Here is a 21,748-nt window from a genome sequence, read left to right on the forward strand (position 1 = left end):
GCAGAAATCTTGCAGCACCCAGCCGAGGACTACAGTGATCATGACGGCACCGGCAGGAGGTTCGGTATGCGAGCAGCGGGGATCCAGCGGATAGACAGCGCTGTGGAAGTGCTCGAACTGCCCGAGCCGCGTGCGTTGGCCGCTGACGAGGTGCTCATCGAGGTCGCCGCCGCCGGGGTCGGGAACTGGGACGAGATCGTCCGCACCGGCGGGTGGGATGTCGGGTCGACGCCGCCGATGGCGTTGGGGGTCGAGGCCGCGGGGACCGTCGTCGCGGTAGGTGCCGATGTGACGGATGTCGTGGTGGGCGCTGAAGTCCTGACGCATCCGTTGCCGTTGCGGGAGCAGGGCACTTGGGCGGAACGGTTGATCGCGCCCGCGAACCTCGTGGGCAGCAAGCCCGCCGGGGTGTCGTGGGAGGCCGCTGCCGCGTTCGTGGTTCCCGCGTTGACCGCCGAACAGGTTCTTTCCGAAGCACTCAGTGTCCAATCCGGACAGACGCTCCTCGTCCACGGGGCCAGCGGGATCACCGGCGGAATGCTCGTCGAGCTCGCGGTATTGCGTGGCCTGCGGGTGATCGCCACCGCGGGCCCCGCCGCCCACGACCGGGTGCGTGCGCTGGGCGCTGCGGAGGTCCTGGACTACCACGACGATGACTGGCCGTCACAGGTGCTGCGGTTCAGCGGCGGCGGCGTCGACCTCGTGGCGAACGCGGCCCGCGGCGGCGCCGCGACGGCACTGTCCGCTGTGGTCGACGGCGGCCGCCTCGCGACAATCACCTCGGACACACCAGCGGCGGAGCGGGGCATCACGATGTCCGAGGTGTATGTGCGACCGGATGGCGACCAGCTGACCGGTCTCGCCGCGTTGCTGGGTGAGGGGCAGCTGACGGTGACCGTCGCCGGGCGCTGTTCGTTCGCGGACGCGGGCGAGGCGCTGGCCAAGGTGGTCAAGGGAACGAGCGGCGGCGCCGTGGTCCTCACTCCTATGTAGACGCATATCACTCAGGTGGTGAGGCGGCGATCTCGAAACCTGGCGGCCGGAGGTCGACTCCTTCCGGCGAATGGTGCTGGACGGTGGCGTTCCGGCCGACATTGTTCGTGAATATCTGCGGTTTCGCTGCCTGAACCAGGAACTCATCTGCTCGGTCTGCATTCTGGATCTCGACCTGACGTTGATCAAGCGTGACGAGCCGATCCTGTGGGAACGCCATCAGGACCATGTCACCGAAGCGGGAACATGGGCCTATCTGTCGATCGAACGCGCCGACGCACAGGGTGGAGTCACTCTGGAGCCGCTGTACTTGGAGTCCGCGCTGCGACAGTTCGCACGCGATTGGACAGTGGCCAAGGAGTTGTGATCACGGCCGGAGCGTATGATGCTCGGACACTTCGGCATGGGCGAACGGGACAGGGATGACCGACACAACGGCGACCTCGGCGCACTCCGGCGGGGAGAGCACCTTCGTCCCGCCGGACTTCAGCGTCCCGACCACGTTCGTGCACGACGAGTTCCACCTGACACCGCTCCGGCCGGAACACAACCCGGACGATTACCGGGCCTGGACCTCGAGCAAAGAGCACATTCGCCGGACCCCCGGCTTCGAGCATTATGGCTGGCCGGTGGACATGACCATCGAGGAGAACCGGCGGGACCTGGTTCAGCATGCCGACGACTTCACCCGGCGGGTCGGTTTCACCTATTCGGTGATATCCGGCGAGGAGGTCATCGGGTGTGTCTACATCTATCCCGACGACAAGCCCGGGCATGCACAGGTCCGGTCGTGGGTTCGCGAGGACCGCGCGCAGCTCGATGTGGTGTTGTACGAATTGGTGGACGAATGGCTTCGGGATGTCTGGCCGTTCAAGGGGTACAGCTACTCGCCCCGGACCAGAGAACTCAGCCGCTATTAGCGTTCGATCACCGCGAACTCGCGCCCACCTGCGCAATCAGCCGACCGGCGACCTTGGGAGGCGCGGCGATTCCTTTTCGGGGTGATGGGGGTCTACCTGCTCGACACAGTGTGGCCCACCATGAAAGCGAGCATCATGCGCGCTCTGCAGCAGACATCCCTGAACGGCCCGCAGGACATGCGGTTGATCACCGACGCGCCGGTGCCTAGCCCTGGCCCGGGTGAGGTCCTGATCCGGGTGGAGGCGGCGGGGATCAACTTCGCCGACATCTCGAGGGCTACGGGCACCTTCCTGGGTGGACCGCAACCGCCGTATCTGGCGGGGTTCGAGGCTGCGGGGGAGGTCGTCGAGGTAGGCGAGGCGGTGACTGGCCTGCAACCGGGGACGAGAGTGACCGGGGTTGGGTATGGGGCTTTCGCGGAGTACATGGTTCTGCCCGCGGCGATTCCTGTGCCGGATGGGTGGACGGCTGAGGGAGCGCTGGGGCTGGCAGTGAACTGGCCCACCGCGTTGGCGGCGCTCAAGCCGATGGGCAACGTCGTCGCCGGGGAGACCGTGCTGGTCCACGCGGCGGCGGGCGCGACTGGCCAGGCCGCGGTGACCATGGCCAAGCACTATGGCGCAACGGTTATTGCCACCGCGTCGCCGAGCAAACACGACAGAGTACGCGGCGCCGATCATGTGTTGGACTCGCTCGATGGCGACCTGGCCGCGGCGGTGCAGCGGCTGACCGGTGGTGCCGATGTCGTGCTGGAATCGGGTGGTGGCGCCACGTTCAAGGCCAGCCTGGCCGCGGCGAAGCCGGTCACCGGGCGGGTCGTCGTCTTTGGCCTGGCGGGGGGCGAAGCCGCGATCACCAACTGGGAACTGGTCTACAAGCACCAGGTGAGGCTGATCGGCCTCAACATCGGCGCCCTGATCCAGAACGCGCCCGCGGTGTTCGGCGAACTGATGGGCGAACTTGCCGCGCTCATCGCCGGAGGCGTCCTCGCGCCCGTGCAACCCACCGTGTATGACCTGGCCGACGGGCCGAAGGCGCTCGCGGAACTGGCCGCGCGGGCGACTGTCGGCAAGCTCGCGCTGCGGCCCTGACCTGCGCTGCGATTCCTTTCCGCGATCGCCCCAGTCGTACTGTGGCGAGGAAAGGAGCCGCGTATGGCAGGCAGGGTGCGGACGGCGGCGGACCAGGACCGGTTCGCCGCCGAGACCGGGCAGTTCCGCCGGGAGCTGCTGGCGCACTGTTACCGCATGGTCGGCTCGGCGCAGGACGCCGAGGACCTGGTGCAGGAGACGTACCTGCGGGCCTGGCGGTCCTACGCCGGGTTCGAGGGGCGCGCGTCGATCCGGTCCTGGCTTTACACGATCGCCACCAACGTCTGCCTGACCGCGTTGGCGCCACGCCGGATCCGGGTCCTGCCCTCGGGCCTTGCTGGTCCGTACGACGGGCCCGACCGGCCGCCGGTCCAGGTCGCCCCCGGTGCGGTGTCGTGGCTGGAACCGTTGCCGGACAACTGGATCGAAGACCCCGCGAGGACGGTGATCGCGCGCGAGTCCCTCCGGCTGGCGCTCATCGCGAGCCTGCAGCACCTGCCCGCCCGCCAGCGCGCGATCCTCATCCTGCGCGAGGTGCTCGCGTTCACCGCACCCGAAACCGCCCGGATCCTCGGCACCACAACGGCGGCGGTGAAAAGCGGCCTGCAACGCGCCCGAGCCCGGCTGGACGACCTGGAGCCCGAGGAGGAGCTGCTCGAACCCACCGACGAGCGGGCGCAGGCGTTGCTCAAGGGCTACATCGCCGCTTTCGAACGCGCCGACACCCGCCTGCTGGAACAAGTGCTGCGCACCGACGCCACCCTGGAGGCGACTCCGTTCCGTGACTGGTATGCGGGCCGGGTCACCTGCATCCACCTGCTCGAGGCGTTCGTGCTGGGCGACCCCGGCGACTGGCAGCTGATCCCCACAACGGCCAACCGCCAGCCCGCCGCCGCCGTGTACCACCGCGACACGGATCTCAGGCTGCGGGCACACGGAATCGTGGTGCTCACCCCGACCGCGACCGGCGTCTCCCGGGTGACCGAGTTCCACGACCCCGCGCTGGTCGGAAAGTTCGGCTACCCGGATGTGCTTTTCACTCCGCCAGAAGGGGGAAACCTGTCCCCAGAAACGACCGGATACGGCGTACGGTCAGTCCAGAGACCCGCGCCAGCGCGGAGGTGAGCGGCGGTGAGCGGCCCCGTGGAGGTCCCTAGCACCATGCAGGGCGGATGCTGTGTCGCCCGCCCGGAGGGGGTCCTCGACAGCCGGACCTACCGCGAACTGCGGGACGCGCTGATCAAACTCGCCGTGGAGCAGCCGGACGCGCTCGTGGTCGACCTGCACGACCTGCGGATCAGCAGCCAGAGCGCACTGACGGTGTTCTCGTCGGTGTGGATGCGGGTCAGTGAATGGCCAGGGGTGCCGATCCTGCTCGTAACCGAGGACGAGCACGTGCGGTCGCAGCTGCGGGGCACGATCAGCCGCTACGTCCCGGACTACCCGACGGTCGCGGCGGCACTGGCCAAGTCCGGCCTGCCGCCCGCGCGGCGCAGGGCCGTTCTGGAGCTGGCCGCCGACCCGGACAGCTCCCACATGGCCCGTTTGTTCGTGTGGGAGACGTGTGAACGGTGGGAGCTGTACGACCTGACCACCGACGCGCTGGCGGTGGTCAACGAACTGGTCGACAACGTCAACGCCCACACGCACAGCGGCGGCTGCCAGGTCCGGCTGGAGCTGCGCAGGCGGATGCTGACCATCGCCGTGTGCGACGAAAGCCCCGCCCCCGCGGTGCTGCGTGAGCGGATCGGGTTCGAGCCGTGGGGCAACGGCCTGCGCATCGTCGCGGGCCTGTCCCGCCATTGGGGCTGCACCCCGCACCTCAACGACGGCAAGGTCGTCTGGGCCGTCCTGGGCCAGCCCTAGACCATCTCCGCCGGTTCCATCACCAGGATGGCGCCCTCGGTCGACCCGCCCGGGCTGCGCAGGGCGCCGATCACCACGCGGATGGTGGTCTGGCGGCCCTTGCGGTTCACCGCGTCGAGGGTGAGCACGTCCTCGTGGCCGGAGTCGGCCATCGCGGTGCGCACCGATGACCGCAGCTCGCTCACCGGCAGGCCGATGTCAAGGTTGAGCAGGTGCTCGCCGGCCGCCTCCTCCCGGCGCAGGCCCCACAGGTCCTCCGCGCCGCGGTTCCACACCAGCACGCGCATCTCCTGGTCCACCACCACGATCCCGGAGCGCACCGAGGTCAGGATCGACTCGAGGAAGTCGTTCACCTCGTCCAGCTCGGCGCTGCGCTCGCGCAGGGTGTCGTTGATCGCCTGCAGCTCGTCGTTGGCGGACTGGAGCTCCTCGTTCATCGTCTCCAGTTCCTCGTTGGTCGACTGGAGCTCCTCGTTGGTGGTCTCCAGCTCTTCCACAGTGGACTGAAGTTCCTCGTTCCTGGTCTCCAGCTCCTCGTTGGTGGACTGCAGCTCCTCGTAGGCGGACTCGAGCTGGCGGTTGGTGTGCTCCAGCTCGTCCAGCAGCTTCCGGGCCGCGCTGACGTCATGGAACACGATCGACACGCCCAGCAGGCCGTTGTCGGAGTTGACCAGTGGGTTGACGTGGATCTCGAACCACACCGACTCGCCCGGCGGCCGCTGCCACTCCACGTCCTTGATCCGCAGCGCGCGGCGTTCCACCCGGGCCTGCTCGACGAACGCGCGCAGCTCCACCGGCCGGTACGAGATGTCCAGGTCGCGCAGCGGGCGGCCGATGTCGCGCGGGGACAGCCCGAAGATCACCTCGGCCGGCTGGTTGATCAGCGCGACGATGTCCTCGCCGGTCACCACCACCTGTGCGACCGGGCTCGCCGAGAAGGCGTGCTCACGCAGTTCGTCCAAGCCTCCCACCTCGCCGTGGCGGTCGTATACGAGGCCCTGGGTCACCAGGTGCCCGAGGCCGATGGGAGTGCCTGGCGTCTTGCGGAAGATCCGCCGCTTGAGGTCGAGCGGGTCGAAGATCCGGCTGTGCGACAACAGCATCTCAGCCTTGCCGAGGAACAGCAGCCCGCGCTTGGCCAGCGCGAAGTGGAACCGGCCGAGGATCTTGGCCTGCGTCTCGGCGTTGAAGTACATCAGCGTGTTGCGGCAGACCAGCAGGTCGATCCGGGAGATCGGCGCGTCCTGGACCAGGTCGTTGCGGCCGAAGATGACCGAGCGGCGAAGGTCCTTGCGGAACACGTACCGGTTGCCCTGCGGCTCGAAGTACTGGTCGATCTGTTCCTCGGTCAGGTTGGTCAGCTCGTTCTGCTGGTACGAAGCCTGGCGTGCCTGGGACAGCGCGTCGTCGTCCACGTCGGTGGCGTAGATCTTCACCCGCTGGCGGAACATGTCCGCGCCGAGCGCGTCGGCGAACACCATGGCCAGGCTGTAGGCCTCCTGGCCGGACGCGCAGCCCGCGCTCCAGATCCGGATCGGGTCGTCCGGCCCGCGTTCGGCCAGCATCGACGGCACGATCTCCTCGCGCAGGTGCTCCCAGGCCTCGCGGTCGCGGAAGAAGCTGGTGACGTTGATCAGGATGGTGTTGAACAGCGCGCCGAACTCCTCGGAGTTCACCTGCAGCAGGTCGATGTACTCGCCGAAGTCGCTCATCCCGACCTGCGTCATCCGGTGCAGCACGCGGCGGGCCAGGCTGGTGCGCTTGTACCCGGTGAAGTCGAACCCGCGGGTCTCCTTCAGATAGGCGAGCACCGCCTCGAACTGACTGACGGCTTCAGGAGGCAACGCATCCACAGCTGCGCACGCTACGCCCGTGATAGCGCCGGACGACCAACGGCGCGAGTTGCCGGAGGGTGGCCCACACGATCTCGCCGCCGTCGCGTGGGGGCATGCAACCCCAAGCCGTGGCCAGTTCGGCGACGGCGAGCAGGCCGTCGGGCGCCACTCCGCCCTCGACACGTTCGCGCAGTACCGGCGGGCGCGGACCGTCGTCGGCGACGGCGACGCTCAGCAGCGTCCCGAGCAGCTCCACTCGGCGATCCGGATCGCCACCGACGCGAACACCGTCAGCGCGTGCACCGAGGGAAGGATCAGGTCGTCGAGCCGCACCAGCAACGCCGACGGCTGCTCGGCGGCGCACTTGAGCAGGGGTGTCCCGCAGGTGGGCGTAGGTCACCGCGTCCAGGGTGCCGGCCGGGTGCACGACGGTCGCTCCCTCGACTCGCCCGAGCAGCTCACCCCGCGACCTGGTCATGCCTCGTCGGCCACCGGCCGGGTCGTGACCGCGGTAAGCCGTCCGCGCAGCACATCGGCGGCCTCGGTGGCCTCCTCGGCGGTCAGGGCGTACCGCTCGGCGGTGCGGAAGTTGCCTCGTTCGATCGCGGCGTCCCGCATCTTCAGCGACAGGCTCGCTTTCTCGTCCAGTGACCGCAGGGCCGTCCACAACGCGCGCTCGAAAACGTCGCCCTGCGCGCTCAGCAGTGCCTCCTCCGACCAGGCATGGCCCACCCGGCAGCGGAACCAGCCGTTCCCGGCAGCGAGCTCGCTCAGCGAACCCTGGCAGTCCGGGCAGGTCAGTCCGCTGTGCTCGCCCATTCCCTCCGCCTGATAATCCGCCGCGCGATGGTGCTCGTCGAGAGCGATCCCGTTCTCCAGGCTCATTCCCGCCGGGGCGGGCGGGGATTCGCCGGCGTCGACCTCCTCACGGGCCAGCTTCAGCAGCACGTCGCCCATCTGGCTCGTCGTGAGCACGTGGTCGGGAGTCAGGTGCGACAAGGCACTCGTCGGCATGCCCGGGTAAAGCGCGTCCCGCGGGTCCTGCACGATGGTCCGCCCGCCGCGGTCGCGGATCGCCACCAGCCCGGCCACCCCGTCGTCGAGGACGCCGGACAGCAGCATGCCGGTCACCCGCGGCCCGAAGGCCACCGCGGCCGACCGGAACAGCGCGTTGATCGCCGGCCGGTGACCGTTCTCGGTGGGTCCGTGCGACAGCACCAGCTGGTCTTCCAGCACGAGCAGGTGGTGGTCCGGCGGCGCGACATAGACCTTGCCCCGCGCGATCGGCATCCCGCTCGCCGCGGTGACCGCCGGCAGCGGACCGAACCGGCGCAGGATCTGTGCCAGCGCGCTGGTGCCGCCAGCGGGCAGGTGCAGCACCACCACCACCGCGGCAGGCAGGTCCGGCGGGATCCCGGCCACAAGTGCCTTCAACGCCTCCACGCCGCCCGCCGAAGCGCCGATCACGACCAGGTCACGGTGCTGCGGCGTCATGCCGACCACCTTCTCGATAGCAACGCAGTTCCCCCGTCCCAGCGTAGGTAGCCAAGCAAGCCGCCCCTGGTCACCCGCCGCTGTGCAGGTCCTCGAGCGCGTCCTTCACGAGGGTTTCCCGGTGCCACGCCAGCCACTCGGCCACCTCGGCCGCGGCGTGATCCGTCTTGGCGCACTGGATCCCGGTCGGCTCGTGTCCCGGCTCGGTGTGGAACGCGGTGATCGCCCCGAAGCACTCGCCGCCCGCGCTCACCATCGGCGTGCTGTGCATGGCCCGGAGCCCAGAATCGGCCAGCACGCTGCGCGCGGCCACGGGAATCGACGTGTACGCGAGGATGTCGGTGACGATCACCCGTCTTCGGCCGGTGAGAGCGAGCGCCACCGGCTGACAGTCGCGGTGCGGTTCCACCAGGTGGTAGGCGACGCGGGCGGACAGGCCCTGCCGCCGGTCCAGCCACATCGGCCGGCCGGACGCTTCGGTCAGGTGCAACGCGCCCCTGGCGGTGGCGAAGTACCTCAGCACGGTGCTGAAGAACGCGGCCATCATCGCGGCGTGGTCGCCGCGGTCGCCCGGTGGCCGGGCGCAGAAGGTCACGAACGGCTCCGGCCGCCGCCTGCGGCCCGGGAACCATTCGGCGCCCCGGCCGGGTGCCGGAGTCGCCAGCACGGCCTGCGCCAGGTGGTGCACGGTGAGGCCGTGCCGCTGCGCGCTGTCGCCGAGCAGCTGGAACGCCTGGTTCTCGCCGAGCCCGTACCGGCCCTGCAGCAGGCCCGCGGCCTGGGTGATCGCCGGTTTGGTGTGCAGGGCCATCCGCAGGCCCAGGACGTGCTCGGGGCCGGCGGAACGGGCTGCCGCAGGCCCAGGCTCGCCCGCGACCGCGGGGGCCGACTTGCGGGCGTCGACGATCGCGAGGGACACCGTGTCGTACACCTTGACGACGCTGCTGGCGCTGGTGAGGTTCAGGATGCCCATGACATGCGAGTTGGGGGCGACGAGCGAGAACCTGCGCCCCCTCGCGACCAGCCGGCGGGCGTGCTCGGTGAGAACCCGCACGCCCGCGGCGGTGAGCAGCGTGGTGGCGCTGAGGTCCAAGGCGACGTGCGTGTACTCCGGCGGCAGCCTCGCCCGCAGGTAGTGGTCCAGCGCGCGGCTGGTCTCCGCCGAGATCGGACCCTGGATCCGCAGCACGACGGTGCCGTCGGCAGGGTTGCCCGCGCCCGGCTTGATGGACAGCTCGTGACCCTGGCTGTCGCGCTTCGTGATGGGTGTCCTGGTCGGTTCCATCGCGCCCTTTCTGCGGACGACGAGGTTTCCGGAGCGCCGCGCTGGAGGACGGACCAGAGTGCTCCAACGCTCCCAGCGACGGGCTCCGTGCTCAGGACTACCCGTCTCCCCGGCCGGCACACAATGCCGCGGCTCGTGCGTAGCGGCCGGAGCTTCGGGTAGCCATCCGGGCGTGAACCCGGTGGAGCACGACAAGGAGACGGACATGACCGAACCGCATCCAGAGGACTTCGAGGACCCGGAGGACTTCGCCGACGCCGTGGGCCCCGATCCCACCCCTCAGCAGGTCGACGAGTACCGCGAGGAGACCGAGAAACCGGGCCGGCGCAAGGCCGATCCCGATCGCGAACCGTCCGACCCGACCGGTGGCTCAGGCGCCTGAGCCACCGGCATCCGGGTGGTGGTCACAAGTCGCGGGCCACCACCCGGATGGAGTCCAGCTCCGAGTCGGCCGGGTCTGGGAGCTGCATGCCCGCGTTGTGGCCGCTGCGCACGTAGTCCAGGATCTCGCGGGTGATCACCTCGCCGGGCAGCACCGCGGGCGCTCCCGGCGGGTAGGGCGTGATCATCTCGGCCGAGATCCGGCCGGGCGCGTCCGCGGCGGCGACCTGTTCGGTGCGGCCGAAGAACGCGTCACGCGGCAGCATCGCCGTCTCCAGCGCCAGTTCGTCCGGTGACGGCAGATCGACCCGCGGTGGCCGCGGGAAGTCCGCGTCCAGCAAGGCCTTCACCGCTCGTACCAGGATGTCGCCGGTGTGCTCGTCGTCGGCGTAGGTCAGCTGGGCGACGATCCGGCGGTGGTCGGCCAGGCCGACCGCGACCTTCTGGTGTTCGCGCAACCAGTCCGCTGCCTGGTACCCGCTGATGCCCAGCTCGTCGAGGTCGATGACGATCTTGAGCGGGTCGAACGAGGAGGCAGCGCCCGGCCCGACGAACTCCTCCGCCATCACCCGCAGGCCGGGCAGGTCGTCGATGCGGGCACGCACCGACTTGGCCAGCGCGAGCGCCGCGTCCAGCAACTGGTGCCCGTACTCGACCATCTGCCTGCGCCAGCCGTCCAAAGTGGCGTACACCAGCGAGGTCGGGCTGGTCGTGCCGAGCAGGTCCTCCTGTGCCTCGAGCACGGTGGGATCGACCCGGTCACCCTGCAGGTGGAACACGGAACTCGTGGCACACCTCCCGGACCGCGGTGATGTCCCCGCAGGTGCCGTAGTCCGTCGGCGTGACGAGCAGCATGCCCTTCGCCTCGGGCTCGGCCTCGAACGCGGCCCGCACCGCGTCCGCGCCGGGTGGGTGGGACAGGTGCCGTTCGGCGTCCCAGGACGGGCGCACCCACACCGGTTCGACACCGCTGAGGATCAGCCCCGAGATCACCGACTTGTGCGACTGCCGCGCCACCAGGAGCTTCTCGTGCGGTCCGGCGACGGCCAGCATCGCGCTCTTGACCGACAGGGAGCTCCCGCAGGTCGAGAAGAAGGTGTGGTCGGCGCCCACGGCCCGGTGATCAACCCGAGACCTTCTCCAGCGCCTGCTTGGCACCGTCGTAGGCGAACTGCAGCACGTCCGACGCGGCGACGGCGGTCAGGACGGTGGCGACCAGGCGGGTGAACCTGGGCTGGAAGACCATTCCGGCGGTCAGCCCGGTCGCGATCCACACCGCGAGGCAGAAGGGGCAGGTCAGCAGCTCACCGGCGGCGTGCTGGACGCCGTGCCCGCGGACCGACTCGTTGAGCTCGCCCTCCCCCGCGGACTCCTCGTACCGCGCGAACGGCGCCCGCAGCGGGCTGGCGACGGCGTCCTTGGCCAGCAGCCGGCTGGCCTTGTGGGTCGCGACGCTCAGCAGCACCGTGTCACCGAGGCCGAACCGTTCGGGCAGGCGCGTCCCGGCCGCGTGCCCGGCGACGGTCAACGCGCCGACCACACCGCTGTAGACGCCCAGCACCGTCGCGTACCCGCGCAGTGGCTGATCGGCTCCGTACTGCTTGCGTATCCGGGCAAAGGTCTCACGGACTCGGTCTGTGGTTCGCATCTGCCCGGAGTACCCAGCGGGAACCCGGCTCAACTTCCGGTGTGCCGCCCGCTCATGTGATCCCGCATGCGGTCGATCAGGCCGGCGCCCGGCGCGAGGATGCGGTTGGCCGGCGGCTTGTCCGGGGCGCCGGGATGCGGCCGGGTCGGCGCGATCTTCTTGGCGTTCGTCACCTTCCGGCCCAGGTCCTCCAGATCCTCCGCGGAGCAGGCCTGGGCCAGCCGGGGCAGCAGGTTCTCCTCCTCTTCCTTGATGTGGTGCCGCACGTCCTTGATCAGCCGCCGGACCAGCTCGTCGAACCTCGGGTCGGTGGCGGGCATGTCCTCCAGGCCCTTCATCACCCGTTCGGCCTCGGCGTGCTCCTCGATCTCGTGGTCGGCGATCTCGTCACCGTCCGGCAGCGCCTTGCGCGCCGCGGGGTACATGTACATTTCCTCGGCCACCGAGTGGCGCACCAGCTCGGTGACGACGTGGTCGGCCAGCTCCTTGCGGTGGCCGGGGGTGCCCTGCCCGCTCTCCAGTTCCTCGAACATCCGCTCCACCTCGCGGTGGTCGGCGACGATCACGTCGACGAGATTCTCACTCATGGCTACTCCCTGTGTTGCCGTCGCGGCCGAGATACCCGGCGCGAAGACGGGCAAACAGCGCCGATCTTTGATCTTGGACGCGGACAGCTACCTGTCGCTGGCTGGACAGACAGGAGGACGAGGTCGGGGGAGGCAATGACGGACGAGCTGACGGTGAGACCCGTACCTGGGCGACAGGCGCTCCCGCTGATGACCTCGAGCCGACCGGGAGGCCGCGCTGCTGCTGGCCACCCACGCCTCGCTCGCCGTCGCCAACAGCCACACCACCGAGCTGGCCGACGTCAACGTCAAGCTGGTCGACCTGGCCTCCCACCACGACGAACTCGACCAGCACGGGTGAGTTGAGCCACGCGCCGGCTGGGTACCTGCATCGGGTGAGTGACGCCGAAGAGTCGGAACAGCAGCAACTGGCCCGCAACCTGGGCGAACTGCTCCAGGAACTACGGGTGGCGCAGGCCGGCGTGCAGATCTTGTTCGGCTTCCTGCTGTCCATCGCGTTCACCGACCGCTACGCGCGGGCCGACGACTACGTGCACATCACCCACCTCATCACGGTCCTGTTCGCCACCGCGGCCACCGCCCTGCTCACCGCGCCCGCGGCCTGGCACCGGGTGCTGTTCCGGCACGGCCGCCGCCGGCAGATCATCAGCACCGCCACCAAGATGGCCATCGTCGGGCTGGCCTGCCTCGCCGTCGCGATGGCGGGCACGGTGCTGCTGATCTGCGAGGTGGTCATCGGCGGCTGGGTGCCGATCCTGGTCGCCGCCCTCGTGGCCGCCGGTTTCGCGGTGCTGTGGTTCATCTGGCCCGGCCGGGAGCGGGCCGAGGGCCCGGCGGCGGAACGCGTCGACGACGTCCCGGGTGGATGACCGCCGGACCCTCATGAACCCTTCGTCACCAGTCGTGGTCTGTGCTGAGTGCTGATCGCGCGTTGTGCACAGGGGCGATCTGCGGGGCCGCCCGGTCCCAGGCGTAGCGCGATCCCGTGCGGCCAGGCCGTAGGCGGTCCGGGTCAGCTCGTCGTCCAGCAACCGCCGCAGCGCACCGGCCAACGCCCGCGGGGACCGAGGCGGGACATGCGATCCCGTCACGCCGTCCACCACCGTGTCGACCAGCCCACCGACGGCCGACGCGACCACCGGACGGCCGCAGGCCATCGCCTCCAGGGCGACGATGCCGAACGACTCGTGCCACGGTGTGCACACCACCACGTCAGCCGATCGCAGCAGCCGCGGCATGTCCGCACGCGGCACCGGCCCGAGCAGCCGGACTTGACCGGCCACACCGAGGTTCTCGGCCAGCCGCAGCAGGTTCATGCCTCCGGGTCGAGCCGGAGCCGGTTGGCCGGCGGGCCGCCCGCGATCACCAGCTCGGTGCCGGGCAGCGCGGGCAGGGCCGCGACGATCGTCTCGAACCCCCTGCCGGGACCCGGTTGCCCGACCGAGACGATCCGGTGGGGGCTGCCGCGCCTGCGCGCGGGTCCGTCCACAGTGAACAGATCGACGTCCACGCCCGACGGCACAACGGAGATCAACTGCCGTGCGCGGCGGGTGCCGAGGCCAGCCCGGACATCCAGAAGTGCGCATGGACGACTTCCGGGCGCCGGTCCTGCCACAGGCGCCTCAGCCCGACGGCGAAGTCGCCCATGTACTGCAGCAGTTCGTCCTTGGACACCTGCTTCGCCGGGCCCGCGTCGACGTGCACCACCCGGTATCCCCGCGGTGTGGTGACCTGGTCGGGCAGGCCCGGCGCGTCCCTCCGGGTGTACAGCTCGCAGACCGAGATTTCCGGCGCCCAGGACGGCAAACCAGCCCACCATCGCGACTACCTTGGGTAACCAGAAGGCGTTCTGGAGCACGTCACCGCTACGGACCGTGTTCCTCAACGCCGTTGTGGTTTAGCCAAACCCCGCTCGGGTACCGTCAGCCGCCCATACCCGCGGGCTGCAACTGGTGCACGGTGGCTCCGTCGTTGCGTGTCAACGGTTGCAGCGGCAACGCGGGCAGCGCGGTCACGTCCTCGAGGTGACGCAACAGGATGCCTTCTCGCAGCGCCCATGGGCAGATGTCCACGGCCTGGATGTCCAGCGCCGTCATGGTCGCCTCCGCCAGCACGGCTCCGGCGACGATCTGCCGGGCGCGTGACCGTGCCACACCACGGAGTCCGGCCCGCTCGCTGGCCGAGACCGCGGCGAGCTTGGGGATCGACTCACGCAGGTCCGCCAGCTTCAGGGTGCGCCGGACGAACGGACCTTTGCGTTGGGACGCCGCGCCGTTGAGCCGGGCCAGTTGCTTGAACGTCTTCGAGGTCGCCACCACGTGCCGGGGCTTGCCTTCCCAGCGCAGCCGGTCCAGTACCTCCGACAGGGTGCTGCGGACGTGCCTGCCCAACGCCTTGAGCTGCTTGCGCGCCGGTGGGTCGGCGGCCAGGAACTCGCGGGTCAGCCGGCCCGCGCCCAGCGGCAGCGAGATCGCCAGCTCCGGCAGCACATCCCGGCCCAGGACCAGTTCCATCGACCCGCCGCCGATGTCCATCAGCAGCATCGGGCTCGACGACCAGCCGTACCAGCGGTGGGCGGCGAAGTAGGTCAGCGTGGCCTCTTCCTCACCGGTCAGGTACTGCGGCCGGATCCCGGACCCCGCGTGGATCCGGTCGATGACCTCCTCGCGGTTGACCGCGTCCCGGATCGCCGCGGTGACGAACGGGTAGAGCTGCCCGACCCCAAGACGGGCGGCCGCCTGCACGGCGTTGGCCACCGCGCAGGTCACCCGCTGGATCCCGGTCTCGCTCAACGTGCCGTCCGACCGGATCTCCTCGGCCAGCAGCGTCGGTTCCTTGACGGCGTGCGCGGGTAATGGCGGCGCACCCGCGGCCACGTCGACCACTTGCAGTTGGGCCGAGTTCGATCCGATGTCCAGCACGGCAAGTCTCATCCCGCCCAGATACCCCGGGTCGCGCGGGTCACACCCTGCGGATCGGGAAGTGTGCGAGCCGGGAAAACGGGTAGCCGACTACGGGATGTCACCAGAGGAGGCAACGGCCATGCCAGGCAGGGAAAGCATGCCCAGTACGGTGCGTCGCTCGCCCAAACACGCGCAGGACACCTGGGTCAAGGCACACGACTCGGCGATCGAGACCTATGGCGAGGGTGAACGCGCGCACCGCACGGCGTTCGCGGCGCTGAAGCACTCGTACGAGAAGGTCGGCGACCACTGGGAACGCAAGGAAGGCGGGAGACGAGGCCCGTCCGACGAGCAGGCCGCGCGCGGGGTCGGCGCCAAGCAGGTCCGTGAGACGGCCGGGGGCGTGGACACCAACGCCAGCAAGCAACACCTCTACGAACTGGCCAAGAAGCTCGGCGTGCGGGGGCGCTCGTCGATGTCGAAGGACGAGCTCGCCAAAGCGATCCAGAAGGCGAACGACCGGGCAACGGCTAAGGCGCGTTCTTGAGGGACCGGCGGGCGGTGACGAGATCCGCGACGAGTCCTTTGTAGACTTCGTCGCGGTTCTCCGCGCGCAGCACCGCCGAAGGGTGCGTCGTCGCGGTCACCTTCGATTTCGTGTCCGGCAGGTCCATGATCTCGCCACGGTGCTGGGTCAGCCGGAACGAGGCACCGAGCAGGGATTTCGCCGCGACCGCACCGAGGCAGACCACCAGCTCGGGTTCCACTTCGGACAGCTCACCGAGCAGCCACGGCTGACAGGCGACCACTTCGGTCCGGTTGGGCTGCTGGTGGATACGGCGCTTGCCCCGCTCGGCGGGCTTGAACTTGAAGTGCTTCACCGCGTTCGTCAGGTACACGGTGGACCGGTCGATCCCGGCCTCGGCCAGCGCCTTGTCCAGGATCCGCCCGGCGGGTCCGACGAACGGCTCCCCGGCCTTGTCCTCCTGGTCGCCCGGCTGCTCCCCGACCATCACGATCCGCGCGTGCGACGGTCCCTGGCCGAACACGGTCTGCGTCGCATCCTTGTACAGACCGCAGTTGCGGCAGCCGGCCGCCGCATCGCGCAGTTCGGCAAGGCTCATTCCCGGCCCCGCACAATAGTCGGTTCCAGCTCCTCGTCGTCGAAGACCTCGACTTCTTGTTGCTCAACGATCTCCACTGTGGGCATCGCTCGCCCCTTTCTCTTTCCTTAGGGGCTACCCAGTGGCCGCCGTCACAACCATCGGCGCAACAACCGTGTCACAGCAGGCATTACGACGTACGTCATCGTCGTCAACAGGACAATCGGGAACAAAGCCGACCGCAGCAGCAGCGGCCACGACGCCGTGAGCGGGGCGAGGAACGCCTGGAACGCCACCACCAACGGGTACACCGCGACCAGGGAGATCAGCCACATCTTCCACCGGGGCGGTGGGCGCATGGTCGCGGCCGCCTCGGACGGCACGTGGAACCAGGTCTCCAGCCCCGTGCGGTGCTGCACCGCGGTCCGGTCCGCGGCCATGGTCCGGGCATGACGCAACCACCGCTCGCGCTCGTCCGAGTCCAGCCAGTCACGCAGCTCGCGCCGGGTCTGGAACTGGTGCACCACATGGAAGTCCCGGCTGCCTTCGTTGTGCACGACGGTCGCCGCCAGGTTCCCCGGATACCTGGCGGCCTCAGCGGTCGCTCCCTTGGCCCATTCGGCGAACTCGTCGACGTGACCGGGTTTCGCCCGCCAGCTGAAGATCGTGGTGACCGGTTCCTCTGGATGCCCGGTGCGCTCCGCGACCTCGTTCGAGTTCGTCATGATCACCTCGCTACGGCCTGCCGATGGCGACCAGCCGGAAGCCCGCCGACCGGGCCTTCTCCGCCGGCACCACATCGCGAGTGTCCACAACGACCGGCCGGGAAACCTCACCGGCCAGTTCGGCCCAGTCCAGTTCGGCGAATTCGGGCCATTCGGTCAGCACCACGATGGCGTCGGCGTCACGAGCCGCCAAGGTGGGTGTGGCAACGGTGTGTACCGGGCCGCTGCCTGGTGGCACGCATGGGTCGTATGCGGTCAGGTGAGCGCCTTCGGCAGCCAGGACCTCCGCGACGGCCATCGCGGGCGAATCGCGCAGATCGTCGGTCCCCGCTTTGAACGTCAACCCCAACAAGCCGATCCGGGCGCCCGCCAGCGTACCGCCGACGACGTCCTTGACTTTGTCGGCCATCCGGCGCGCTTGGCGCGCGTTCGTGTCGATCGTGGCCCGCAGCAACGGGAAGTCCAGCTCGGCCGACCGGGAGGTGGACAGCAGCGCCTCGGTGTCCTTCGGCAGGCAGGAACCGCCCCAGCCGGGCCCGGGGGTGAGGAACGCCGAACCGATCCGCTCATCCAGGCGCATGCCCTCGGTGACCGCCCCGATGTCGGCGCCGACCCGTTCGCACAGCTCGGCCATGGAGTTCACATAGGACAGTTTCATCGCGAGGAAGCAGTTGCTGGCGTACTTCACCAGTTCCGCGCTCGTGCTCCCGGTGAGCACGACCGGTGCACCGGTGCCGTCGTAGAGCGACAACACCCGCCGGGCGGCTTCTTCGTCCTCCGAGCCGACGACGACTCGTTGCGGATGCAGGAAGTCCTCCACCGCGTGTCCCTCACGCAGGAACTCCGGGTTGGTCACCACCGGCCGTCCCAGCCGCTGCCCGACGCGGGTAGCGGTGCCCACCGGCACAGTGGACTTGATCACCACGACACAGTCCGCCCGCGCGCTCTCGATCTGCGCCAGGACGTCGTCGACGGCTGACAGATCGGCCTCCCCGCCCGCACCAGAAGGCGTCGGCACCGCGAGGAAGATGAAGTCCACATCGGACAGATCGGCGGGGATGCCGTGCACGAACCCCAGCCGTCCCACCCGGAGACCGTCCCGGACCAGGGCCGGCAGGCCGTTCTCGTGCAGGCCGACCTCGCCGTGTGACATCGCGGCCACTTTCGCCTCGTCCACATCGGCACAGATCACCCAATGACCCAGCCGCGCGAAGCAGGCCGCGGTGGTCAGACCGACGTAGCCCGCGCCGACAACGAGGATCCGTTGTGGAGCCATGGTTTCACCTCCTCGAGCACTTGGTCGGCTGAAATGGCCAGCAGCCCGGGATCGGGCTCATGGGCGAACGTGTCACCGCTCCGCCCGTGCCACAACGCTTTGTGCGGCCCGGCCCTCGGACCCCACAACGCCGGCGAGACAGGGCCGAACAACACCACCGAAGGCGTGCCATACGCCGTCGCCACGTGCGCCACACCGGTGTCGCCGCACACCACCAGCCGCGCGTGCGCAACGAGATCCAGCAGGCCGCCCAAGCTGCCGCCGATCCGGACCGGAAGGCCCTGAGCGACGCTCTCGACCAGTTCCGCCTCGGCGGCACTCCCGGTCACCACGACATCCGGCCCCAGCGCACGAGCAACTTCGGCATAACGCTCCGCAGGCCACCGCCGCGAGCCGTGACTGGCACCCGGATGCACCACCACCGGCCCGCCGGACCGCTCACCACCGACACCCACCCGGTCCGGCTCGCCCACCCGGAGATCACCCGGATCTGCGGGCGACCGCCGGGATCCACGGCTCCCATCGGGATACCCGCCGGTGTGCCCATCGGCATGATCCAGGCTGTCCGGCCGGAAAACAGCCGGATCTTCCGGCCAACCCCCGGAGCCATCGCTCCCATCGGGATGCCCGCGGGTGCGCTCATCGGCACGGTTCGGGGTGTCCAGGCGGAGATCAGCTGGGTCGGCGGGGATGCCGTGGTCTTGCAGCAGTCGGCACCAGCGGTCCACCTCGTGTTGCCCGGCGACCCACTTCGTGTGGGTGATCAGCTGCCTCGGGTGCACCGCGCGCAGCAGCTGAGTGCTTTGCGGGCCGCGGCCGTGCAGGTTGACCGCCAGGTCCGGCGGCGGCCCCTGCCATGGGATCGGCGCCAGTTCGGGGGTGGGCAGCAACCGGTCGACGGCGTCGATCCGGTCGACCGCATCCTTCAGCCAGGTGGGAGCGGCGAGTGTGATGACCGCTGCCGGGTAGGCCCGTCGCAGTGCGCGCAGCGCTGGGACCGCGGTCAACAGATCGCCGAGGCCCAATGCGCGCAGCACCAGGATGTTCATCGCCGGACCGCCCGGTGGCGCAGTTCCCCGCGCAACCGGTGCACGCAGGCCGCTGGTGGAATGGCGACGCTCGTGACGACCATGCGGGCGATCTCGTCAACGGTCTTGGGGCCGGGCGCAATCCGGTGGTACGCGAACTGCGCAGTCAGCCCTCCCCACACCAAACCTGCCAGCAACGCCGCCGGACGCCACGACTTGAGTCCGAAAAGGACGGCAGCCAGACCGGCCGCCGTTGTCGCTGCGTGCCACGGTAGACGAGTGGGCCGGCCACCGACCTTGGCCCGCCAGCCCGGCCCCAGGAGACGGCGCATCAGTGCGTCGTCCGCGTTGCCGCGCTGGGCCCGCAGGCTGGCCAGGAACCCGGCCTCCCGGACGGGATGGACCGTCTCACGGTCCCCGGCCACGATCCGGTGGCCCGCGGCCTGGACTCGCAGCGCCAGCTCCGCGTCCTCCCGGTAGGCACGGGGAAAGCGTTCGTCGAAGCCACCGACCCGGGCGAGAACCGTTCGCCGGTAAGCCATGTCGGCGGTGATCCAGCGGCCGTCCATCAGCCCGGCCGTGCCGCGCTCCCAGTCTGTCGGGGCGCGGTCAGCAGGCAACGGCACGACAATCCGTGCCTGGGTGGCCGCGACATCCACCGGCAGCTCGGCCACATCCTTGACCAGGCTTGCTTTCCAGTCGGGTGGCGGCAGCACGTCGTCATCCAGGAACGCGATCCACTCCGACTTCGCGGCGCGCCACCCCGCGTTGCGCGCCGCCGCCGGTCCGCGCCCACCGCTGCGGACCACCTGGATTCCTTCCGGCACAGGCAAGTCCGGCCCGGGATGCGGCCGATCGTCGACAACGATCACCTCGCGTGGCGCCGGGCCATGTCCGTCCGCCAACGCGTTCAGCACGACAGACAGACATTCCCTGCCGACTGTCGGGATCACCACCGTGTAGTCGACGCTCATGCCGCCACCCCGGCACGGCGGACGACGAACGGCCCGATCGCCAGCAGATCGACCGGCGCGGAACCGAAACACTCCAGCGCGTCCCGCGGATCGTCCACCATGGGCCGCCCCGCGGTGTTGAGGCTCGTGTTCACCACGACCGGCAGGCCCGTCCGCCGCTCGAACTCGGTCAGCATCCGCGCCACCAACGGTTCCCGTGCGGAGTCCACGGTCTGCGCGCGTGCCGTGCCGTCCACATGGACAACGGCCGGGATGCGGTCCTTCCACTCTGGACGGACGTCGTGCACGAAAAGCATGTACGGGCTCGGGATGGGGCCCCGCTCGAAGATCTCGTGGGCGCGATCGGTCAGCACCATCGGCGCGATCGGCCGGAACTGTTCGCGGCCCTTGACCTCGTTGAGGCGTTGCAGGTTGTCCGCGACACCCGGGTGGGCCAGCAGCGACCGGTGGCCCAGCGCTCGCGGCCCGTACTCGCTGCGCCCCTGGAACCAGGCGACGATCTCGTTGTTCGCCAGCGCCGCCGCCACTTCGGCCGCCACATCGCCGGGCTCCGTGTACCGGATCTTGGCGCGGTCGAGGAATCCGCGGATCTCCTCGTCCGTCCAGTCACGACCGAGGTCCGCGCCCGGCATCGCCGCGGCGGGTTGGCCGGCCTGGGCGGCGAGGTGCAACGCCGCCCCCAGCGCGGTTCCGGCGTCGCCGGCCGCGGGCTGGACCCACACCTCGTCGAACGGTCCCTCGGCGAAGATCCGGGTGTTGGCAACGCAGTTCAGCGCCACTCCCCCGGCCATCGTCAGCCGCCGCTGCCCGCTCCGGTCATGCAGCCACCGCACCAGGTCCAGCAGCACCTCTTCCAGCCGCACCTGCACGCTCGCGGCGAGTTCCGCGTGCTCGCGGGTCATCTCGTCGTCCTTGCCCCGCCGTTTGGCCAGCGTCGCCCAGTCGATGGGGTTCACCACGAAGCCACCGTCCTCGGTGGCGAAGATGTTCTCGCGCATCAGGTCCAAGTGTTTGGGCTTGGCATAGGACGCCAGCGCCATCACCTTGTACTCGTCGCTGGACCGCATGAACCCCAGGTGTTCGGTCAGCTCCTCGTACATCAGCCCGAGCGAGTGCGGCAGCCGCTGCGCGGCAAAGGTTTCCAGTCGGCTGTCGCGATAGCTGCCGGCGAGGTGGGAGGCGCATTCACCGCGTCCGTCGGATACCAGCACCGCGCAGTCGCCGTCGAACGGTGCCGCCAGCCCGGTGGATCCGGCGTGCGCCACGTGGTGCGGGACGAACCTGAAGACCCCCGGATCCAGGCCCGGCAGAGCATTGGCGAGAAAGTAGGGAGCCCGCCGGGCATAGGTCGTGCGCATGTCCTCCCAGCGCTCGTCGAGTCCCGGTTGACCGGGCTCGACGAGGTCCGGGTCATAGGAGTAGGCCACCGCGTCCACATCGGACGGTTGCAGCCCGGCGCGCTCCAGGCACCAGCGCGCGGCCTGCTCCGGCAGCTCCCACGAGGAGAACGGAACCGGCCGTTTGCCGTGCTTGCGCCGGGAGAACCGTTCCTCCTCCGCGGCCGCGACGATCTCGCCGTCGACCACGAGTGCCGCGGCGGGGTCGTGAAAGATCGCATTGATACCGAGAACGCGCATC

22 protein-coding genes and 2 pseudogenes are annotated in these 21,748 nt (G+C 69.6%); 9 read left to right on the plus strand and 15 right to left on the minus strand.

The annotated features are described in order from the left end of the window. Nucleotides 1–66 precede the first annotated feature (66 nt). From AB0J95_RS16615 to AB0J95_RS16640, 6 genes are all read left to right on the plus strand, one after another. The gene (locus AB0J95_RS16615) at nucleotides 67–993 is read left to right on the plus strand and encodes an NADP-dependent oxidoreductase (protein WP_364757876.1); all 927 of its coding nucleotides are present in this window, start codon (nucleotides 67–69) and stop codon (nucleotides 991–993) included. Nucleotides 994–1,063: 70 nt separating this feature from the next. Then, nucleotides 1,064–1,360, plus strand: coding sequence for a hypothetical protein (locus AB0J95_RS16620; protein ID WP_364757878.1), 297 nt, complete (start codon nucleotides 1,064–1,066; stop codon nucleotides 1,358–1,360). 55 nt (nucleotides 1,361–1,415) lie between these two features. Continuing rightward, nucleotides 1,416–1,913 carry an N-acetyltransferase gene (locus AB0J95_RS16625; RefSeq protein ID WP_364757880.1) on the plus strand — a complete coding sequence of 166 codons (498 nt, stop codon included), beginning with the start codon at nucleotides 1,416–1,418 and terminating at the stop codon, nucleotides 1,911–1,913. Between the two features lie 120 nt (nucleotides 1,914–2,033). After that, nucleotides 2,034–3,005: an NADPH:quinone oxidoreductase family protein gene (locus tag AB0J95_RS16630; RefSeq protein WP_364757881.1), complete on the plus strand. Its 972-nt coding sequence runs from the start codon at nucleotides 2,034–2,036 to the stop codon at nucleotides 3,003–3,005. A 63-nt stretch (nucleotides 3,006–3,068) separates the two neighbouring features. After that, a complete protein-coding gene (locus tag AB0J95_RS16635) occupies nucleotides 3,069–4,130 on the plus strand; it encodes an RNA polymerase subunit sigma-70 (RefSeq protein ID WP_364757883.1) in 1,062 nt (353 codons plus the stop codon). Nucleotides 4,131–4,136: 6 nt separating this feature from the next. Beyond that, entirely contained in the window at nucleotides 4,137–4,871 is a 735-nt protein-coding gene (locus tag AB0J95_RS16640; RefSeq protein WP_364757885.1) for a hypothetical protein, read from the plus strand. On the opposite strand, the gene AB0J95_RS16645 is transcribed toward AB0J95_RS16640, so the two are convergent. From AB0J95_RS16645 to AB0J95_RS16660, 4 genes are all read right to left on the minus strand, one after another. Further along, nucleotides 4,868–6,724: a CheR family methyltransferase gene (locus AB0J95_RS16645; protein WP_364757887.1), complete on the minus strand. Its 1,857-nt coding sequence runs from the start codon at nucleotides 6,722–6,724 to the stop codon at nucleotides 4,868–4,870. The two genes, AB0J95_RS16640 and AB0J95_RS16645, sit on opposite strands and share 4 nt — an antisense overlap. Beyond that, nucleotides 6,705–7,184 carry a hypothetical protein gene (locus AB0J95_RS16650; protein ID WP_364757889.1) on the minus strand — a complete coding sequence of 160 codons (480 nt, stop codon included), beginning with the start codon at nucleotides 7,182–7,184 and terminating at the stop codon, nucleotides 6,705–6,707. Before AB0J95_RS16650 ends, AB0J95_RS16645 begins: the two co-directional genes overlap by 20 nt. After that, a complete protein-coding gene (locus AB0J95_RS16655) occupies nucleotides 7,181–8,200 on the minus strand; it encodes a chemotaxis protein CheB (RefSeq protein ID WP_364757891.1) in 1,020 nt (339 codons plus the stop codon). Before AB0J95_RS16655 ends, AB0J95_RS16650 begins: the two co-directional genes overlap by 4 nt. Before the next feature lie 70 nt (nucleotides 8,201–8,270). Continuing rightward, nucleotides 8,271–9,485, minus strand: coding sequence for an STAS domain-containing protein (locus tag AB0J95_RS16660; protein WP_364757893.1), 1,215 nt, complete (start codon nucleotides 9,483–9,485; stop codon nucleotides 8,271–8,273). A gap of 205 nt (nucleotides 9,486–9,690) precedes the next feature. Here AB0J95_RS16660 and AB0J95_RS16665 point away from each other — a divergent pair, with 205 nt between their 5' ends. After that, nucleotides 9,691–9,867, plus strand: coding sequence for a hypothetical protein (locus tag AB0J95_RS16665; RefSeq protein WP_364757895.1), 177 nt, complete (start codon nucleotides 9,691–9,693; stop codon nucleotides 9,865–9,867). 22 nt (nucleotides 9,868–9,889) lie between these two features. Here the strand turns inward: AB0J95_RS16665 and AB0J95_RS16670 are convergent. The 3 genes and pseudogenes from AB0J95_RS16670 to AB0J95_RS16680 form a co-directional block, all read right to left on the minus strand. Next, nucleotides 9,890–10,982, minus strand: a pseudogene (locus tag AB0J95_RS16670) (ornithine decarboxylase); the annotation flags it as partial. A gap of 7 nt (nucleotides 10,983–10,989) precedes the next feature. Then, nucleotides 10,990–11,514, minus strand: a complete 525-nt coding sequence (locus AB0J95_RS16675; protein ID WP_364757897.1) for a DUF1360 domain-containing protein — start codon at nucleotides 11,512–11,514, stop codon at nucleotides 10,990–10,992. A 29-nt stretch (nucleotides 11,515–11,543) separates the two neighbouring features. After that, the gene (locus tag AB0J95_RS16680) at nucleotides 11,544–12,101 is read right to left on the minus strand and encodes a hemerythrin domain-containing protein (RefSeq protein ID WP_364757898.1); all 558 of its coding nucleotides are present in this window, start codon (nucleotides 12,099–12,101) and stop codon (nucleotides 11,544–11,546) included. A 374-nt stretch (nucleotides 12,102–12,475) separates the two neighbouring features. Here AB0J95_RS16680 and AB0J95_RS16685 point away from each other — a divergent pair, with 374 nt between their 5' ends. Continuing rightward, nucleotides 12,476–12,970, plus strand: coding sequence for a DUF6328 family protein (locus AB0J95_RS16685; RefSeq protein WP_364757900.1), 495 nt, complete (start codon nucleotides 12,476–12,478; stop codon nucleotides 12,968–12,970). Nucleotides 12,971–13,055: 85 nt separating this feature from the next. Here the strand turns inward: AB0J95_RS16685 and AB0J95_RS16690 are convergent. Both AB0J95_RS16690 and AB0J95_RS16695 read right to left on the minus strand, forming a co-directional pair. Beyond that, nucleotides 13,056–13,889 (minus strand): annotated as a pseudogene (locus AB0J95_RS16690) (glycosyltransferase); the annotation flags it as partial. 134 nt (nucleotides 13,890–14,023) lie between these two features. After that, nucleotides 14,024–15,034, minus strand: coding sequence for a hypothetical protein (locus AB0J95_RS16695; RefSeq protein WP_364757901.1), 1,011 nt, complete (start codon nucleotides 15,032–15,034; stop codon nucleotides 14,024–14,026). 109 nt (nucleotides 15,035–15,143) lie between these two features. Here AB0J95_RS16695 and AB0J95_RS16700 point away from each other — a divergent pair, with 109 nt between their 5' ends. Then, entirely contained in the window at nucleotides 15,144–15,551 is a 408-nt protein-coding gene (locus AB0J95_RS16700) for a ChaB family protein (protein WP_364757903.1), read from the plus strand. Here AB0J95_RS16700 and AB0J95_RS16705 read toward each other — a convergent pair. The 6 genes from AB0J95_RS16705 to AB0J95_RS16730 form a co-directional block, all read right to left on the minus strand. Beyond that, nucleotides 15,535–16,128, minus strand: coding sequence for a UdgX family uracil-DNA binding protein (locus AB0J95_RS16705; protein WP_364757905.1), 594 nt, complete (start codon nucleotides 16,126–16,128; stop codon nucleotides 15,535–15,537). The two genes, AB0J95_RS16700 and AB0J95_RS16705, sit on opposite strands and share 17 nt — an antisense overlap. A gap of 131 nt (nucleotides 16,129–16,259) precedes the next feature. Beyond that, a complete protein-coding gene (locus AB0J95_RS16710; protein WP_364757907.1) occupies nucleotides 16,260–16,832 on the minus strand; it encodes an antibiotic biosynthesis monooxygenase in 573 nt (190 codons plus the stop codon). A gap of 10 nt (nucleotides 16,833–16,842) precedes the next feature. After that, a complete protein-coding gene (locus AB0J95_RS16715) occupies nucleotides 16,843–18,108 on the minus strand; it encodes a UDP-glucose/GDP-mannose dehydrogenase family protein (RefSeq protein ID WP_364757909.1) in 1,266 nt (421 codons plus the stop codon). Continuing rightward, complete coding sequence (locus AB0J95_RS16720; protein WP_364757910.1) at nucleotides 18,060–19,157, minus strand: glycosyltransferase family 9 protein; 1,098 nt, start codon at nucleotides 19,155–19,157, stop codon at nucleotides 18,060–18,062. The genes AB0J95_RS16715 and AB0J95_RS16720 overlap by 49 nt, the downstream gene beginning before the upstream one ends. Then, nucleotides 19,154–20,110 (minus strand): glycosyltransferase, encoded by a 957-nt coding sequence (locus AB0J95_RS16725; protein WP_364757912.1) that lies wholly within the window; start codon nucleotides 20,108–20,110, stop codon nucleotides 19,154–19,156. Before AB0J95_RS16725 ends, AB0J95_RS16720 begins: the two co-directional genes overlap by 4 nt. Next, on the minus strand, nucleotides 20,107–21,747 hold the full coding sequence (locus AB0J95_RS16730) for a carbamoyltransferase C-terminal domain-containing protein (protein ID WP_364757914.1): 1,641 nt from the start codon (nucleotides 21,745–21,747) through the stop codon (nucleotides 20,107–20,109). The genes AB0J95_RS16725 and AB0J95_RS16730 overlap by 4 nt, the downstream gene beginning before the upstream one ends. Nucleotide 21,748 lies beyond the last annotated feature (1 nt).

The sequence above is a fragment of the Actinocrispum sp. NPDC049592 genome, from assembly GCF_040675465.1.
Taxonomy (GTDB): Bacteria; Actinomycetota; Actinomycetes; order Mycobacteriales; family Pseudonocardiaceae; genus Kibdelosporangium.